This is a genomic window from Sphingomonas sp. Leaf32 (assembly GCF_001421765.1).
Lineage (GTDB): Bacteria > Pseudomonadota > Alphaproteobacteria > Sphingomonadales > Sphingomonadaceae > Sphingomonas.
Genome location: NZ_LMLA01000001.1, coordinates 502483 through 518432, shown reverse-complemented (window position 1 = coordinate 518432; position 15950 = coordinate 502483). Strand labels below are relative to the sequence as shown.

The following is a 15950-nucleotide window of genomic DNA, read 5'->3' as shown; positions in this document are numbered from 1 at the left end:
GATAGGGACGCAACACGCCCTGCTCAAGTGAATCCGGCGGGTCCTGCCCAATGCTCTTGTGCGCGGACGCCGGCGGGGCCATAGCGCGCGCAAATATTCTGTGCAGTCGAGGGCTATCCATGAAACTCCGCATCGTCGTGACGCTCAAGAACGGCGTACTCGATCCGCAGGGCAAGGCGATTGAACATGCGCTTGCCTCGCTCGGCTTTGCGGGCGTGGGCGAGGCGCGCGTCGGCAAGCTGATCGAACTGGACGTCGCCGACGACACCGACGACGCGACGATCGACGCGATGTGCCGCAAGCTGCTGGCCAACACCGTCATCGAAAACTACCGGGTCGAACGCGCATGAAGACCGCCGTCATCGTCTTTCCGGGGTCGAACTGCGACCGCGACATCGCCGTCGCGCTGGAATCGGTCACCGGCACCGCCCCGACGATGGTGTGGCACCGCGACACCACATTGCCCGACGACGTCGGCCTGGTCGCCGTGCCCGGCGGCTTTTCCTATGGCGACTATCTGCGTTCCGGCGCGATCGCGGCGCGATCCCCGGTGATGCGCGCAGTGGTCGACGCGGCGGGCAAGGGCCTGCCGGTGCTCGGCATCTGCAACGGCTTCCAGATCCTGACCGAAGCCGGCCTGCTGCCGGGCGCGCTGATGCGCAATCGCGGGCTGTCGTTCGTGTGCCGCGACGTCGCGCTGACCGTCGGCGATACCCGCTCCGCCTTCACCAGCGGCTATCGCGCGGGCGACACGATCAAGGTGCCGGTGGCGCATCACGACGGCAATTACACCGCCGACGAAGCGACCCTCGACCGGATCGAGGGTGAGGGCCAGGTGGCGTTCCGCTATGCCGAGCCGGTCAACGGGTCCGCCCGCGACATTGCCGGGCTGGTCAACGACGGCGGCAACGTGCTGGGCATGATGCCACACCCAGAACGCCGGATTGGGGCCGCCCATGGCGGTCGCGACGGGCGCGCACTGTTCGAAGGGCTGCTGGCGAAGATCGGGGCGTAAGCCGCCTCATCGCGACCGGCGTTCTCCCGAAAAGGGCGAGAAGTCGGTCGCGACATCGAACACCTCGACGCCCTCGCGCCGCTTCAGCCAGCCGACCACGGCATAGGTGACCGGCGTCAGCACCACTTCCCACGCGACCTTCATCGCCCAGTTGGTGAGCATGACCGTCACCACCTGCTGCGTCGGCCACAGGTACAGGAACGCCAGCGGATAGAAAATCGCGCTGTCGACCGCCTGCCCCACCACCGTCGACCCGATCGTCCGCGTCCACAGCGCCTTGCCATCGGTCCACACCTTCATCCGGGCGAGGACATAGGCGTTGACGAACTCCCCGGCCCAGAAGGCGGCGATCGACGCGAAGACGATGCGCGGCACCTGCCCGAACACCGCTTCATACGCGCCCTGCCCGGTCCAGCTCGGCGCAGGCGGCATCGCGACCACGGCCCATGCCATGAACGCCATGAACAGCAGCGCCGCGAACCCGACCCAGATGCAGCGCCGCGCCCGGGCATAGCCATACACTTCCGTCAGCACGTCGCCCAGGACATAGGACACCGGAAAGAACAGGATGCCCGCCCCGAACACGAACGGCGTGCCGCCGATGTCGAGCGCAGCGACCTTGCCCGCGCCGATGATGTTGGACAGCAGCAGGATAGTGACGAACGCCGCCATCACCAGGTCGAAATGGCGAAACCCGCGCGCCGGAACGGCGCCGGCTTCGATACGGTGCAGAGGGCGATCGGACGGTTCGTGCATGGATGCGTTATGATAGCGGTTCCGCTTCGCCGCAATGCGCGCTAACGAGGCGCCGGGCACCCGTAGCTCAGCTGGATAGAGCAAGGAGCTTCTACCTCCTTGGTCGGGGGTTCGAATCCCTCCGGGTGCGCCATAAGCTGTCGATCGACGCGCAGGTTGGAGACCGGGCGCGCGATCCGAGCATAGATGGCCAGTTCGCGGTCGGCGCCGATCATGCCGGATGGTTGACAGGCCGTTCGAACCACCGCAAGGCAATGTTACAACGTAACAGGGAATGATCGTGTCTTATCAAGTCCGGGTAGCAGTGTTGCTGCTGCCATTGCTGTCCTGCGCCCTCCCCGCCTTTGCCCGCTCCAGCGACGAGCCGCCCGCCAGCGAAACCGCCCCAGAGAGCGACGACGATAAGGATGAGATCGTCGTGCTGGGGACGCGGCGAACCGGGCAGGACCGGACGCTGTCGTCCGATGCGGCGACACAGATCATGTCGCAATCGAGCCGGTCGGTGGAACGCGACCTGCTGACCGCCGCCGGGGCCTATCGCCTGTCGGATGCGCTGGAACTGGTCAGCGGGGTGAGCAACCAGAATAACCGTGGCGGCGTGATGGACAATTTCGCCATTCGCGGTTTTCTCGGCACGCCGGATGGTGGTGCGGAATATTATGTCGACGGCTTCCTCGCCAATCGCGGCATGGCCCCGCCACGCGATCCCGCGACGACCGAGCGCGTCGAACTATTGAAAGGACCGGCCGGCGCGCTGTTCGGCGACATCGATCCGGCGGGCCGGGTCAACCTGGTCAGCAAGACGCCGGGCTTCACCCCTGCCGCCCATGCGACCTTTACCTATGGATCGTTCGACACCCGCCGGGTCGAGGTCGACGCCACCGGCCCGATCAGCGGCACGCTGGCCGGGCGGATCGTGGTCGCGGCCGAGGATTCGGATGGCTGGCGCGACTTCGTGCGGCTGGAGCGGCAGGTGGTGGCGCCGTCGCTTACCTGGCGTCCGTCGGACGCGGTGCGGCTGACCTATGTCGGGGAGATCACCCGGTTCAACACGCTGTTCGATCGCGGCATTCCCGCGATCCGCGGCGATGCCAATGCAGTGCGCCGATCCGCCTATTTCGGGGAGCCGAACGACGGCCTGACCCATTTCCGCAACCAGCGCCATCAACTGACCGGGCTGTTCGACCTAGGCGACGACTGGGCGATCAATGGCGGGGTCGCGTGGCGGACGGGCTCACTGAAGGGCCTGTCGTCGGACCAGTCGCGCCTGGTCAACGACCGCACGCTGTGGCGGCAGCGCCGTTCGCGCGACTTCCTGGTGGACGACCTGTCCGCCCGGATCGAGCTGTCGGGCCGGGTCGGCAACCATCGCCCGAGCATCGGAATGAAGGGCTATGTCCTCGACTATGCCGAACGCTGGATGCGTCGCAACCCAGGCAATCCGGCGACCGGCGGCAATCCGTACGCCATCGACGTCTTCGACCCCGTCTATGGGCAGACGCCGCCCACGCTGCTCCCCTTCACCAACAATCGCGAAAAGCGCTGGGCCGGCACCGTGTACGCGCAGGACCTGTGGGAAGCGACCGACCGGCTGACGCTGGGCGGCGGGGTGCGGTTCGATGCCTATCGCCAGCGCATTCGCAACAACCGCACCGGGCAGGTCGGCCGCACCGTCGACCAACCGTTCCATTTCCGGCTGGACGCGAAATATCAGGCGACCGATGCCATCGCGGTCCATGCCAATTGGGGCGAGAATTTCGTGCTCAATTCAGGCACCGACCGCTTCGGTCAGGGATTCGCGCCGGAAAGTGGCAAAGGGTACGAGGTCGGCATGGCCGGACGCTGGCCGGGGATCGACCTTGCCGCGACATGGTTCGACATCCGCAAGCAGGGCATTCTGACCAACGATCCGGTCGATTCCAATTTCCTCGCCCCGGTCGGCAGCCTGCGCAGCCGCGGGATCGAGTTCGACGGGTCGGTGCGGCTGGCGCAGCAATGGCAGATCGTCGCCAATTATGCGTGGAGCCATGCGCGGGTCGACGATTCCGCATTTCCGACCGATCGCGCGCTCAACGTTCCCGATCACAACGGGACGATCTTTGCGCTCGGCCGCTTTATCGACCCGTCGGGACGCGGCATTTCGGTCAGCGCGGGCGTGAGCTATGTCGGCGATCGTGCCGGATCGATCGAGCGCGATTATGTCGTGCTGCCGGCCTATGTGAAGGCCAAGGCAGCAGTCGAAGTCGCGCTGTCGCCACGCCTGACCGTCCGGGCGGAGGCGGACAATCTGTTCGACGAACGCTATGCGCAAAGCTCGTACAGCCGGGTGTGGATTTTCCCCGGACAGCCCCGGATGGTACGGCTGTCGGTGCGGGTAGCGTCGTAACGGCGCACCCCCGCCCGGTTGGCGGCGGTGGGGGTCAGCCCGCCGCCTGCTGCTCCCCGCCGTTCAGCGCGGCGCAACGGCGGATCGCCTCCGACAGCGCCTCCGGCGCGCTGGGCTTCGGGCAGACCATCGCGCGCGGATAGCGCTGGCGCAGGTCGGCATCGTCGGCGTGGCCCGAATGGAAGATCAACGGGACACCGGCGGCATGGAGCCGGTCCGCCGCCGGAAACACCGTTCCATCGGCCAGCCGCACGTCGAGCACGGCCGCGGCGAAGGCCGCGCCATGGCGTTCGACCGCCTCCTGCGCTTCGACCAAGGTCATGCACGGCCCTTCGACCGCGAAGCCTGCCGCTTCGATCGTGGCCTGCACGTCCAGCGCGATGAACAACTCGTCCTCGACGAGCAGGACCGGGTCAGTCACGCCGCATCACGCCCGCGGGTAACCGCATCTCCAGCCGGAAGCGATCGTCGTGCGTGCCGGCCGTCATCGTACCCCGCAACTGCCGGACGCTGGTTTCGACCAGCACCGACCCGAACCCGCGCTTGCCGGGCTGGTGATCGCCCGTGTCCTTCGTATCCTCGGTCCATGCCAGTACGATCCCATCATCCCCGACCCGCCACTGCACCCGCAGGCCCCGTTCCCCGTCGCTGCCCAGCGCACCATATTTGATCGAGTTGGTCGCCCATTCGTGCAGAATGAGCGCCAGCGGCGACAGACAGCTTCTGTCGAGTGCAACGACCGGGCCGTCGATTTCGATCCGTGCATGATCGCGATACGGGGCGAGGGTCGTGGCAACGATGTCGTCCAGCCCGACGGCATGGGGCTGGCCGGCAGGCGATGCGAGCGAATGCGCCGATCCGAGGGCCGCGATACGGCGACGCAGATCGTCGGCAAAGGTGCGCAGATCGTCGTGCGAACGCGCGGCGATGGTTATCATGCCCGCGATCACCGCGAACAGGTTCTTCACCCGGTGGTTCATCTCGCGCAGCATCAGTTCACGCGTTTCGGCCAGCGCATATTCCGGCGTCACGTCGATCGACACACCGACCAGCCGCCGCGGCGCGCTGCCGCCGACGACGCGGCCGAAGCCCTTTACCCAGCGCATCTGCCCGTCGCCTTGACGCACGCGGAACGTCGCTTCGTAATCGCCGCTGCGTTCGATCGCGCGGCGCAGTGCGGCCTCGACCTTCGGCAGATCGTCCGGATCGATCCGGCCCAGCAGCATGTCGATCCCGACCTCCGCGTCCGGTGCCACCTCGAACAGTTGCCGTTCCGCCGGATCGAGCACCAGTTCACCGTTTTCGGGGCAATATTCCCAGACGCCGATCCCCGCCGCCTTGATCGCCAGGTCGAGCCGCTCGCGCTCGGCCGCCAATTGCCGTTCCAGCGCCAGGGCGTCGGTGATCTCGGTCAGGACCAGTGTCGCGCCGTCGATCTCCCCGGTCTGGGTGCGATAGGGCAGCACCCGCAACGAAAAGATATGCTCGCCATCGGCGGTGCGCACCCGGCGCTGGACCGGCGAGGCGCCGGTCGCGACGGCACGCGCGTCTTCCAGATGCGCCGCGTCCTGCAACCGGTTGGCGACATCGGTCAGCGGGCGGCCGCGATCGGCCGGCTTCAGAGGGAAGATGCGAGTGGCCGCATCGGTATAGCTGCGCACCTTTAGGTCGGCATCCAGCACCACGACCGCAAGTTCGGTCGATTCATAGAAGTTGCGCAGGTCGGAATTGGCGACGGTCAGCTGGTCGACCTTGGTCTTCAGCTCGTCATTGACGGTCGACAGCTCCTCGTTGGTCGATTGAAGCTCCTCGTTCATCGACATCATCTCTTCGTTGGAGCTTTTCAGCTCCTCGTTCGCCGTCTCCAACTCCTCGATCGCCGCGCGCAACCGGTGACGGGTCAGGCGCAGTTCGTCCTCCAGCTCCTCCAGATGGTCGTCGCTGGGTTCGAGGTCCTGCAGTTCGCCCTGATCGGACGGCACGAACGGGCCGGTGTCGCGGAACACGAACAGCAGCGTCCCGTCGCCCAGCGGATCGCAGATGATCTCGACCGGCTGCGTACCATAGTCGGTTTCCACCGCGACATCGCGGGCGATCACCCGGCGACGTTCGTCGCGCGCCTGCCGCAGCAGCGGGCCGATGACGTTGCGCAGCCCCGGTCGGGCAAGGTTCACCGCGCTGCTGCCGCCGGTGCGCGTCACCGGAAATTCGAAATAGCGGCTGAGCTTGCCATAGGCGGAGATGATCCCGCCGTCCTGGTCGACGATCAGGCTGGGCGGCGCATAGCGTTCGACCATCCGCCGCGTCGCCAGCGCCTCGCTGCCGAGTGATGCGGTATCGCCACGCGTATCGCGCTCGCGCCGGGGAACGGGCGGGCGCTGACTGCCGGGCAGGTCGATCGGGTAGCTGGGTGCGCCGGGGCCGCGTTCGAACAGGCGGGCCGGCTGGTCGACCGGCTGAAACAGATGCTCGAACCGCCCGACGCTTTCCGATGGCCCCAGGAACAGGAAGCCGCCGGGCCGCAGTGCATAATGGAACAGCGGCAGGACCGCCTGCTGCAACCGGTCGTCGAAATAGATCAGCAGGTTGCGGCACGACACCAGGTCGATCCGCGAAAAGGGCGGGTCCTTGACGACGCTGTGGCTGGAAAAGCGGATCATGTCGCGGATCGGGGCCGCGATGGTGAAGCGCTCCGCATGGGGCACGGTATAACGTTCACGCAAGTGCGCGGGCACATCGGCCATCGCGGCGGCCGGATAGCTGCCCTCGCGCGCGATTCCCAGCATCTGTTCGTCGATGTCGGTCGCGAAAATCTGCACCGCCAGCGGCGATCCCGATGTGCGCGCCGCTTCGGCGAACAGCATCGCGATGGTATAGGCCTCTTCGCCGCTGGAGCAGCCGGGCACCCAGACGCGGACGTCCTCATCCGATGCGCGGTCGGCCATCAGCGGCGCGATCACGCGGGTGCGCAGCGTTTCGAACGCATCGGCGTCGCGGAAGAAGCGGGTGACGTTGATGAGCAGGTCGCGGAACAGCGCCTCGCATTCGGTCGCATCGCTGCGAATGCGGGCGAGATAGGCGCGGCCGGTATCGATGCCCAGCACATGCATCCGCCGTTCCACCCGGCGCACCAGCGTCGACCGCTTATAACCCGAAAAGTCGTGGCCGATGGCGCTGCGCAGGATGCGGCACATCTCGTCGACATGATCGGCGACGACATTCGCCTCCGGTTCCAGCGGTTCGGAGCCACGACGCTGGAAGAATGCCTGCAGACAGTGCAGGATTTCGCCCGGCGGCTTCACGAAATCGATCATGCCGGTGCCGACCGCCGACAGCGGCATCCCGTCATAGCGCGCGCTTTCGGGCTGCTGCACGACGCAGACGCCGCCATTTTCCTTGATCGCCCGCAGGCCGGTGGTGCCGTCCGCGCCGGTGCCCGACAGGATGACGCAGGCAGCGTTCGACTGCTGGTCGCCCGCCAGCGACAGAAAGAAATCGTCGATCGGCCGGCGCAGCCCGCGCGGCTGCTGGAAATCGGTCAGCTCCAGCACGCCGTCGCGAATGGCGAGGCCGCGGCCGGGGGGAATGATGTAGACGGTGTCCGGCTCGATCCGCTCCCCGCCCGAACTTTGCAGCACCGCCAGCGCGGTATTGCGGTCAAGCAGCTGCGCCAACATGCTTTCGTGGTTGGGGTCGAGATGCTGGACGACGACAAAGGCCAGGCCGGTCGGTCGCTTGGCGGGCGCCAGCATCTCGCGCAACGCCTCCAGCCCGCCGGCCGAGGCGCCGATCCCGACCACGGGGACACCGACCGGCGACGCGCCATCGCTCCCGGCGTGGGCGGCAACCTTGTCATGCATCGGGCGTGGACTCGAGATCGGCGAGCATCATCTTGGCCTGTGCCACGATCGCGGCACTGTTGGCGATGGTCATCAACGTACCTTCGATCACGATCCCCGCATCGCCGGCGATCGGCACCAGTCGACCAAGCGTGGCGGTCAGCTGTTCGTCATAGTCGGCCAGCATGTCGGGCTGCGACCGGCTGACATCGAACTGCGATGCGAAGATGTACCGCGTCCGGCCATCGATCGCGTTCAGCCGGGACATGTAGAGCAGGTTGACGAACGGCGTCCCGTCCTTGCGAAAATTGACGATCGGCGTCCGCACATTGGCCTGGGTCGGCCGCGCCAGGAATTCGCGCAACCGGGCGCGGGGTTCGACATTGGCGGCATCGCGTTGCAGCAACCGGCAATTACGACCGACGACATCGTCGGGTTCGAACCCGGTCAGGCGGCTGAACGGCGGATTGACCAGGACCAGATGGTTGTCATCTTCCGCCGATGCCAGCGCGAGCGCGACCCGCGACTGTTCAAAATATTCGACGAGCGCTCTGGGCAGGTCCGACGGCACGCAAATTCCGATCTGTAAATCGACGATCCGATTACCCGGAAAATCGGCAGGATAACAACCCGCCCGCCCCGATAAGTTGGCTCCTGTATCGTCGGCGTGCGGAGGCAGCTGTGCCACGCCAAGACAGGTGCCGAGCCGATCGTACGAACGTCGGCCGGACTATTCGTGAAGCGCGGCCACGTCGCGCAAACTCTCTTCCCGTGAAATTTTCGCGGCCCCGGGAACGGCCTTCTTGCGTTATCCATGGCTGACGGTTTCTTCCGAAGGTCGATTGCGCTACCATGACGTTACACGCCTATGGAAACTCTGGCCCGACCGGTATGTCCGGGCTGGCGTTGTTGCAGGATGTATCGTTTCCCATGCCGGACCTACGCCTCGTCGAAACCATGCCTACCGCGCGCCGATATGCCTTCCTTGCAGGTGGCGGGGAATGTGCGGCGCTGATCGCGGCGCTCGACTGGGCGACGACCCCGCTGGGTCCGATCGCAGACTGGCCGCAGAGCCTGAAAACCGCGACCGCGCTGATGCTGCGGTCGCCGGTGCCGATGGTGATGTTGTGGGGCGGTGACGGGGTGATGTTGTACAACGACGCCTATTCGGCCTTTGCCGGCGGGCGGCATCCGCAGTTGCTGGGATCGAGGGTGCGCGAGGGGTGGCCGGAGGTCGCCGCGTTCAACGACCATGTCATGCGCGTCGGGCTGGCCGGGGGTACGCTGCGCTATCAGGATCAGGAACTGACCCTGTATCGCCACGGCCGGCCGGAACAGGTGTGGATGGACCTCGACTATTCGCCGGTGCTGGACGAACGAGGCGAGCCGGCGGGCGTCATCTGTATCCTGGCCGAAACCACCGACCGCGTTGCCAGCGTGCGGCGGACCCAGTTCCTGCTGTCGTTGGCAGATGCACTGCGGCCGCTGGGCACCCGCAACGAAATCATGACGCTGGCTGCCGAGCGACTGGGCCAGTGGCTGAATGTGAGCCGCGTGTTCTATGCCGAGATCAGCAGCGATCTGGTGATGACGGTCGACTATGATTACTGCCGCGACGTGCAGTCGCTGGTCGGCGCGCATTCGCTGGCGTCGTTCGGGCCGGGACTGATGGACGCCTATCGTTCCGGCGCGCCTCTCGTCATGCCCGACGTGCCGGGCAACGCGCAATTGAGCGACATCGCGCACGCGGGCCTTGCCGAACGCCGCGTCGGCGCGTTCATCGACGTGCTGCTGTTCGACGAAACCGAATGGGTCGGGGTACTGGCCGTCCAGAACGCAACGCCCCGTGCCTGGACCGCCGCCGAAGAGAGCTTGGTGCAGGAAGTCGGCGAGCGGGTGAAGAGCGCGGTCGAACGTGCCCGCGCCGAGGAGGAACTGCGCCAGCTGAACGAAACGCTGGAGGAGCAGGTCGCGATCCGGTCGGCCGAGCGGGACCGGCTGTGGACGCTGTCGCAGGACATGCTGGCCCGCGCCGGCTATGACGGGATGATGTCGGCGGTCAGCCCGGCATGGTCGCGGGTATTGGGGTGGAGCGAGAGCGAGCTGCTGACGCGCGGCTATGCCCGGTTCATGCATCCCGAGGACGAACCGCATACGCTGGCGGCGATCGCGCAGATGGCTGAAACCCGCCGCCCGACCCGGTTCGAAAACCGGATCGCAACGCAGGCGGGCGGGTGGAAGCATATCGAGTGGACCGTTGCGCCCGAGGCGGACGGGGCGAACTTCGTCGCGGTCGGACGCGACCTGAGTGAGGCGAAGGAGCGCGAGGCCGATCTGGAAGTCGCGCGCGACGCGTTGCGCCAGAGCCAGAAGATGGAGGCCATGGGCAGCCTGACCGGCGGCGTCGCGCATGACTTCAACAATCTGCTGACCCCGATCATCGGATCGCTCGACATGCTGGTGCGCAAGAGCGTCGGCACCGAACGCGAACGCCGGCTGATCGAAGGCGCGCTGCAATCCGCCGAGCGCGCCAAGATGCTGGTGCAACGGTTGCTGGCCTTTGCCCGACGCCAGCCGTTGCAGCCGACCGGCGTCGATGTGGCCAAGGTCATCGACAGCATGACCGGGCTGATCGAATCCACCATCGGCCCGACCATCACGGTCGCGGTCGAACTGGACGACCTGCCGCCGGCCCATGCCGACCTCAACCAGCTGGAAATGGCGCTGCTGAACCTGGCGGTGAATGCGCGCGACGCGATGCCGGAGGGCGGCACGCTGACCATCGCCGCCTGCCGGCGCAGCGTGCGGAGCGGCGACGTCGCCGGACTGGCGCGCGGCCATTATATCCGCCTGAGCGTCAGCGACACCGGCTGCGGCATGGACGAGGCCACGCTGCGCCGCGCGATCGAGCCGTTTTTCTCCACCAAGGGCGTGGGCAAGGGCACCGGTCTTGGCCTGTCGATGGTTCACGGACTGACCGCGCAATTGGGCGGCGGGCTGACGATCGACAGCACGCCCGGCAGCGGCACGACGATATGCCTTTGGCTGCCGGTCAGCACGATCGTGCCGTGCGACGAGGAGCGCGCGGCGGAAGGGCAATCGCTTCCGACCCGATTGGGCACCGCGTTGTTGATCGACGACGAGGATCTGGTGCGGATGAGCACCGCGCATATGCTGGCCGACCTCAGCTACCGCGTGGTCGAAGCTGCATCGGCGGAGGAAGCGTTGCGGCTGATCGAGGGTGGACTGTCGCCCGACGTGCTGATTACCGACCATCTGATGCCCGGCATGAGCGGTGCCGACCTGGCACGCCGGCTGAAGCGCAGCCATCCGGCACTGCCGGTGCTGATCGTTTCGGGCTATGCCGATGAGGACGGCATCGACGCCGACATTCCGCGCCTGACCAAGCCGTTCCGCAATGCCGAGCTGGAAATCAGCCTGAGCACGCTGACCGCGCCGCTGCTGACGCTCGATATGGCTCAGGCAGGGGGCGTCGGCCGGGTCACGATATAGGCGGCGCATCCGGTCATCAGCGCCGCGACCGCCAGCGCGAGGCCTATACCGGGGCGAGCGCCGAGCAGGAACAGGGCATAGCCGACCGCGATCCCGCTGCACGCCAGGACTTTCGCCCGGCGGCCGATCGCGCCGTCGCGACGCCACGCCGTCAGCGTGGGACCGAAGCGGGGATGGTCGAGCAGCCATCGCTCCAGTCGCGGCGATCCGCGCGCGAAACAGCCGGCGGCCAGGATCAGGAAGATCGTCGTCGGCATCACCGGCAGTATCGCACCGATGAACCCCAATGCGACGCACAGCCAGCCGAGCATGATCCAGCCCCATCGCGACAGGCGGTTACGAACCGGAACGGGTGGAAGCGGCGGCATCGACGGCACCCTATCGCGGCTGTCGCGAAACCGACAGCTTCTTGGGCGATCGCGACGCGTTATCGGCGGGGCGGCTAGATCATCTGCGTTGAGCCGGACGCGATCGGTGAATCGGCGGCTCTGGAGCGGCGGCAGCACTGAATGTCGATCGGACTTGGCCGATAGCGCCCTGTCCCGCTCTTGCATGTCGCCTCCGCCCCATCGAAGATGACGGCATGACCGACCTGCTCGTCCGCCTGTACGATCTGCCCACCATTGCACCTCGCCCGATCCTTGCCGAGCGGGGCATCGTGATCCGGCGGGCGATGGCGGCGGAGCGGCATATCGTGATGGCATGGGTCGCTGCGGAATTCGGTCACGCGTGGCGGAGCGAAACCGCGCGCGCCTTTACCCGGCCGATCACGACGCTGTGGATTGCGGTGCAGGGCGAGGCGGTGATCGGCTTTGCCGCCTATGACTGTTCGATGCGCGGCTTCTTCGGTCCGACCGGGGTCGATCCCGGCGCACGGGGACTGGGTGTGGGCGAAGCGTTGCTGTTCGCGACGCTGCACGACATGCGCGCCATGGAATATGGCTGTGCGATCATCGGCGGCGTCGGACCGGAAGCCTTTTACCGCCGATGGCTGGACGTCATCGCCATTCCGGGGTCGGAACGCAGCATCTATAGCGGGATGCTCCATTCCGCGGGCGACGCGCCGCCCAGTGACGTGGCTTAGCGCGGTTTCGCCTGCGCCAGTTCGGCCTCGAACGCCGCGCGCTGTTCGGTAACCATCCGGGGCAACAGGGCCGGATCGACAAAGGCATCCGCCTGCCCCGCCCTGCGCCGCCGGCCCCGTTCTATCACGTCGGCGGCCTCGGGATGGCCGGGCAGCACGATGTCGGCGCGCATTGCCGCCAGCCTGGCGAAGGTCCGGCGGAAATCGGCGACGATGCCCGGATAGCCGCGATTGCCGATCAGCCGGTTGCCGGCAACGGTGATGCTGCACGGAAACAACACGCGCCGCAGCTTGCCCGCATCGCGCGCGACCATCGACCAGCTGGTGCAGCCGGGCGTGTGGCCGGGGGTCAGATGCGCGGTCAACGCGACCTCGCCCAGCCGCACCACTTCACCGTCGCCGACGATCCTGTCGACCTTGACCGGCGGATAAGATCGCGGGCGGTAGGTCACGTCGCTCTGGCTCGTTCCGTGTTCCAGCGCCCAGCGGTCGGCGACGCTGGCAAGGAAGCGCGCGCCGGTATCGCGCTTGATCCGGGCGATGGCGCCGACATGATCGTCATGCGCGTGATTGCTGACGATCAGCCGAACCCGGTTCAACGGTACGCCGACCCGCCGGATATTGCGTTCGATCAGTGCCGCGTTGCGATCCAGCGTCCCGTCAAGCAGGATCGCGCCGTCGCGCGATACGATCAGATAGGCCGACAGCCCCTGCGTGCCGACATAATAAAGATTGTCGGCGATGCGGAACGGTTCGGCCGGCATCGACCATTCGGGCGGATCGGCGGCAAAGGCGGGGGCGGTCGCCAGCATCGCCGCCAGCGTCAGCCATCCCCGGACAAATTCGCGATACGCCATGTCGTTCGTCCTTCAGCCTTGCTTGGGTAGCGCAGGAATTGACGGAAAAACGTCCAAGCGACAAAGGATCATATCTCGGTTCGATCCTTAGGAAATCTGGGCATCCATGGCACGTGCACCGGTTCCGTTGAATGCCCTGCGCGCGTTCGAGGCATCCGCCCGCCACCTGTCGTTCACGCGCGCCGCCGACGAACTGTGCGTGACGCAGGCGGCGGTCAGCCACCAGATCAAGGCGCTGGAGGCGCGGCTGGGCGTCACGCTGTTCCGCCGATCCAATCGCGGGCTGCTGCTGACCGATGAGGGGATGGCGCTGGCACCGACGCTGGTCGAATCGTTCGGCGCAATCGACCGGTTGTTCGACCGGTTCGACACCGGTGGCGTGCAGGAGGTGCTGACCATCAGCGCGGTCGGAACCTTTGCGGTCGGCGCGCTGCTCGAACGGCTGCCTGCCTTTCGTGCCGCGTCTCCGGGCATCGACCTGCGGCTGCTGACCAACAACAACCAGGTCGATCTGGTCGCCGAGGGGCTGGACGGGGCGATCCGCTTCGGCGACGGCGCGTGGCATGGCGTGGAGGCCGATGCGATCTGCCCCGCGCCGCTGACGCCGCTCTGCGCGCCCGGGGTCGCGCGGACGTTGCGCGGTCCGGCCGACCTGCTGCGGATGCCGCTGCTGCGATCCTATCGCGCGCAGGACTGGCCCGCATGGTTCGCGGCGGCCGGTGTGGAGGTCGGCGCGCTGCACGGGCCGCTGTTCGATTCGTCGCTGGTAATGGTGCAGGCGGCAATGCTGGGCGAAGGGATCGCCCTGGCCCCGGCCACGATGTTCCGGCGGGAGATCGACGGCGGCCGCATCGTCCGCCCGTTCGCGATCGAGGCGTCAGGCGACGGCTATTGGCTGACGCGACTGAAATCACGGCCCGTCGGGTGGGCGATGCAGCAGTTTACCCACTGGCTGCTCGACAGTTTTGCGGCGGAACGGAGTGTATCCCCGCAATAGATCGAATGAGTCGTGACTGGACGACGGTAAAGACGATTCGCGACAAGGTTGCGACAGGAACATGGTTTCTGCGCGTTTACGTTCCATCCTTTTATCGTTTCGGCCGTGGATTGATCGGATGCCACGAACGGTTCGTCGCCGATGAACGGCGGTCACGTTGACAGTTTGCCGCACCGAGGCGAAGGGACGTCGCAGTTTTTAGCCAGTCCGGCGATCCGCCCTCTACCAAGAAGCGGAAGTTGGACGGCGAGACGTGGGGGATCCCGACGGCCGCTTCTTTTTGTCCGCGTTTCTGCGGCCGATGGCGGGCACCCTTGCGCATTAGCGACGAGTAAGAATGAACAAGCGTTGGTCCGTATTGGTGTTGTGGAGCCTGACGGCGGCAAGTGGCGTAGCAAGCGCCCATGTCGCGATGAACACGGACCCCGAACTCCCGGCCGCACAGCAGCCGGCACCGATCGCCCCCGCGCCTGTTACGTTCGCATCGCCGACCCCGGTGGTGCAGTCGCTCCCCGCCGAAACCCCGGAAGCCGACGACACGACCGCCGTTGCGGATGCGGACGTCGCCGATCTCGACAAGTCGGAAATCGAATGCGTCGCGAAGGTCGTGGTGCATGAAGCCGGCAACCAGCCGCACAAGGGCCAGATGGCCGTTGCCCAGGTCATCCGCGCCCGCATGAAGAGCGGCCGCTTCGCCAGCAGCGCGTGCGGCGTGGTCAAGCAGCGCGGCCAGTTCTTCAACGTCGACGCTTATGACCCCCCGCGCAACAATGGCCGCTGGAACACCGCCGTCGACATCGCCAAGCGCACGCTGGCCGGCAAGGGCGAAGATGTCGCCCCGGGTGCGTTGTTCTTCCATTCGGCCGGTGCCTCGTTCCCGAAGCGCACCCGCGTCGCGCAGATCGCCGACCACACCTTCTACCGCTGATCGCTTCCGGCTTCGGCCAAGAACCCCGCAACGCCCGCGCCGAGCCATGCTCGCGCGGCGTTGCCGTTTGTGACTCTACTTCCTTCCGTTCGGTTCGAGCAGCTTCGAGCCTGTCGAGAAGCGTCAGTCGAGAACGGTTCGCTTAGGACACCCACTTCTCGACTACGGTTCTCGACAGGCTCGAACCTGCGCTCGAAGCGAACGGATTTTCAGGGGTTGTAAGGCGAAGGCTATCGCGCGGCGTCTTCGCCCGGCTGTTCGTCGCCGAATCGTGCCGCCTGCGCCGCTTCCCACCGGCTGCGCACCGCCGCACGCGGTGTGTCCAGCCCCAGCCGCGCGGTCGTCGCCGCCCAGGCCGCGATCGGCGCGCGGAGCGGTTCGGTATAGGGCGATGGCGGCAGTTCGTCGAACCACGCGGCGATTGCATGGGCGTTGAACAGGCCGAGGAACAGCGTCGCGGTAGCGATGATCGTCGTCATCCAGCCCCAGGGCCGCACGCTGTCGACCGGATCGGCAGGCACCAGCACCGGCGATCCGACCTCGACGATCTCCCCCTGTTCGGCACCCGTGGTCAT

The 15950-nt window shown here is 66.6% G+C and carries 14 protein-coding genes and 1 tRNA gene; 8 read left to right on the top strand and 7 right to left on the bottom strand.

Annotation, left to right across the window (positions count from 1 at the left end):
- Nucleotides 1-119: 119 nt before the first annotated feature.
- Complete coding sequence (gene purS / locus ASE83_RS02520) at nucleotides 120-350, top strand: phosphoribosylformylglycinamidine synthase subunit PurS (RefSeq protein ID WP_055785507.1); 231 nt, start codon at nucleotides 120-122, stop codon at nucleotides 348-350.
- Nucleotides 347-1015 (top strand): phosphoribosylformylglycinamidine synthase subunit PurQ, encoded by a 669-nt coding sequence (gene purQ, locus ASE83_RS02515; protein WP_055785509.1) that lies wholly within the window; start codon nucleotides 347-349, stop codon nucleotides 1013-1015. The genes purS and purQ overlap by 4 nt, the downstream gene beginning before the upstream one ends.
- A gap of 6 nt (nucleotides 1016-1021) precedes the next feature.
- On the opposite strand, the gene ASE83_RS02510 is transcribed toward purQ, so the two are convergent.
- A complete protein-coding gene (locus ASE83_RS02510) occupies nucleotides 1022-1771 on the bottom strand; it encodes a queuosine precursor transporter (RefSeq protein WP_055785512.1) in 750 nt (249 codons plus the stop codon).
- Nucleotides 1772-1827: 56 nt separating this feature from the next.
- Between ASE83_RS02510 and ASE83_RS02505 the strand changes: the two genes are divergently transcribed.
- Both ASE83_RS02505 and ASE83_RS02500 read left to right on the top strand, forming a co-directional pair.
- A tRNA-Arg gene (locus ASE83_RS02505) sits at nucleotides 1828-1904 on the top strand.
- A gap of 141 nt (nucleotides 1905-2045) precedes the next feature.
- A complete protein-coding gene (locus ASE83_RS02500) occupies nucleotides 2046-4157 on the top strand; it encodes a TonB-dependent siderophore receptor (protein ID WP_055785515.1) in 2112 nt (703 codons plus the stop codon).
- Nucleotides 4158-4191: 34 nt separating this feature from the next.
- On the opposite strand, the gene ASE83_RS02495 is transcribed toward ASE83_RS02500, so the two are convergent.
- Genes ASE83_RS02495 through ASE83_RS02485 form a run of 3 tightly spaced genes read right to left on the bottom strand, consistent with a single transcriptional unit; the run spans nucleotide 4192 to nucleotide 8567 of the window.
- The gene (locus ASE83_RS02495; RefSeq protein ID WP_055785517.1) at nucleotides 4192-4578 is read right to left on the bottom strand and encodes a response regulator; all 387 of its coding nucleotides are present in this window, start codon (nucleotides 4576-4578) and stop codon (nucleotides 4192-4194) included.
- A complete protein-coding gene (locus tag ASE83_RS02490; RefSeq protein WP_055785520.1) occupies nucleotides 4571-8017 on the bottom strand; it encodes a CheR family methyltransferase in 3447 nt (1148 codons plus the stop codon). The genes ASE83_RS02495 and ASE83_RS02490 overlap by 8 nt, the downstream gene beginning before the upstream one ends.
- Nucleotides 8010-8567 carry a PAS domain-containing protein gene (locus tag ASE83_RS02485; protein WP_055785522.1) on the bottom strand — a complete coding sequence of 186 codons (558 nt, stop codon included), beginning with the start codon at nucleotides 8565-8567 and terminating at the stop codon, nucleotides 8010-8012. The genes ASE83_RS02490 and ASE83_RS02485 overlap by 8 nt, the downstream gene beginning before the upstream one ends.
- A gap of 359 nt (nucleotides 8568-8926) precedes the next feature.
- Between ASE83_RS02485 and ASE83_RS02480 the strand changes: the two genes are divergently transcribed.
- Entirely contained in the window at nucleotides 8927-11509 is a 2583-nt protein-coding gene (locus tag ASE83_RS02480) for a GAF domain-containing hybrid sensor histidine kinase/response regulator (protein ID WP_055785657.1), read from the top strand.
- On the opposite strand, the gene ASE83_RS02475 is transcribed toward ASE83_RS02480, so the two are convergent.
- The gene (locus tag ASE83_RS02475; RefSeq protein ID WP_055785526.1) at nucleotides 11476-11877 is read right to left on the bottom strand and encodes a YbaN family protein; all 402 of its coding nucleotides are present in this window, start codon (nucleotides 11875-11877) and stop codon (nucleotides 11476-11478) included. The genes ASE83_RS02480 and ASE83_RS02475 overlap by 34 nt on opposite strands.
- Before the next feature lie 215 nt (nucleotides 11878-12092).
- Here ASE83_RS02475 and ASE83_RS02470 point away from each other — a divergent pair, with 215 nt between their 5' ends.
- On the top strand, nucleotides 12093-12593 hold the full coding sequence (locus ASE83_RS02470) for a GNAT family N-acetyltransferase (RefSeq protein ID WP_055785529.1): 501 nt from the start codon (nucleotides 12093-12095) through the stop codon (nucleotides 12591-12593).
- Here ASE83_RS02470 and bla read toward each other — a convergent pair.
- Nucleotides 12590-13450, bottom strand: coding sequence for a subclass B3 metallo-beta-lactamase (bla, locus tag ASE83_RS02465; protein ID WP_055785532.1), 861 nt, complete (start codon nucleotides 13448-13450; stop codon nucleotides 12590-12592). The two genes, ASE83_RS02470 and bla, sit on opposite strands and share 4 nt — an antisense overlap.
- Nucleotides 13451-13556: 106 nt before the next feature.
- On the opposite strand from bla, the gene ASE83_RS02460 reads away from it, so the two are divergent.
- Both ASE83_RS02460 and ASE83_RS02455 read left to right on the top strand, forming a co-directional pair.
- Nucleotides 13557-14447, top strand: a complete 891-nt coding sequence (locus tag ASE83_RS02460) for a LysR substrate-binding domain-containing protein (protein WP_055785536.1) — start codon at nucleotides 13557-13559, stop codon at nucleotides 14445-14447.
- Nucleotides 14448-14784: 337 nt separating this feature from the next.
- Complete coding sequence (locus ASE83_RS02455; RefSeq protein WP_082443030.1) at nucleotides 14785-15375, top strand: cell wall hydrolase; 591 nt, start codon at nucleotides 14785-14787, stop codon at nucleotides 15373-15375.
- A 230-nt stretch (nucleotides 15376-15605) separates the two neighbouring features.
- Here ASE83_RS02455 and ASE83_RS02450 read toward each other — a convergent pair whose 3' ends face one another.
- Nucleotides 15606-15950, bottom strand: a complete 345-nt coding sequence (locus ASE83_RS02450) for a hypothetical protein (protein ID WP_055785541.1) — start codon at nucleotides 15948-15950, stop codon at nucleotides 15606-15608.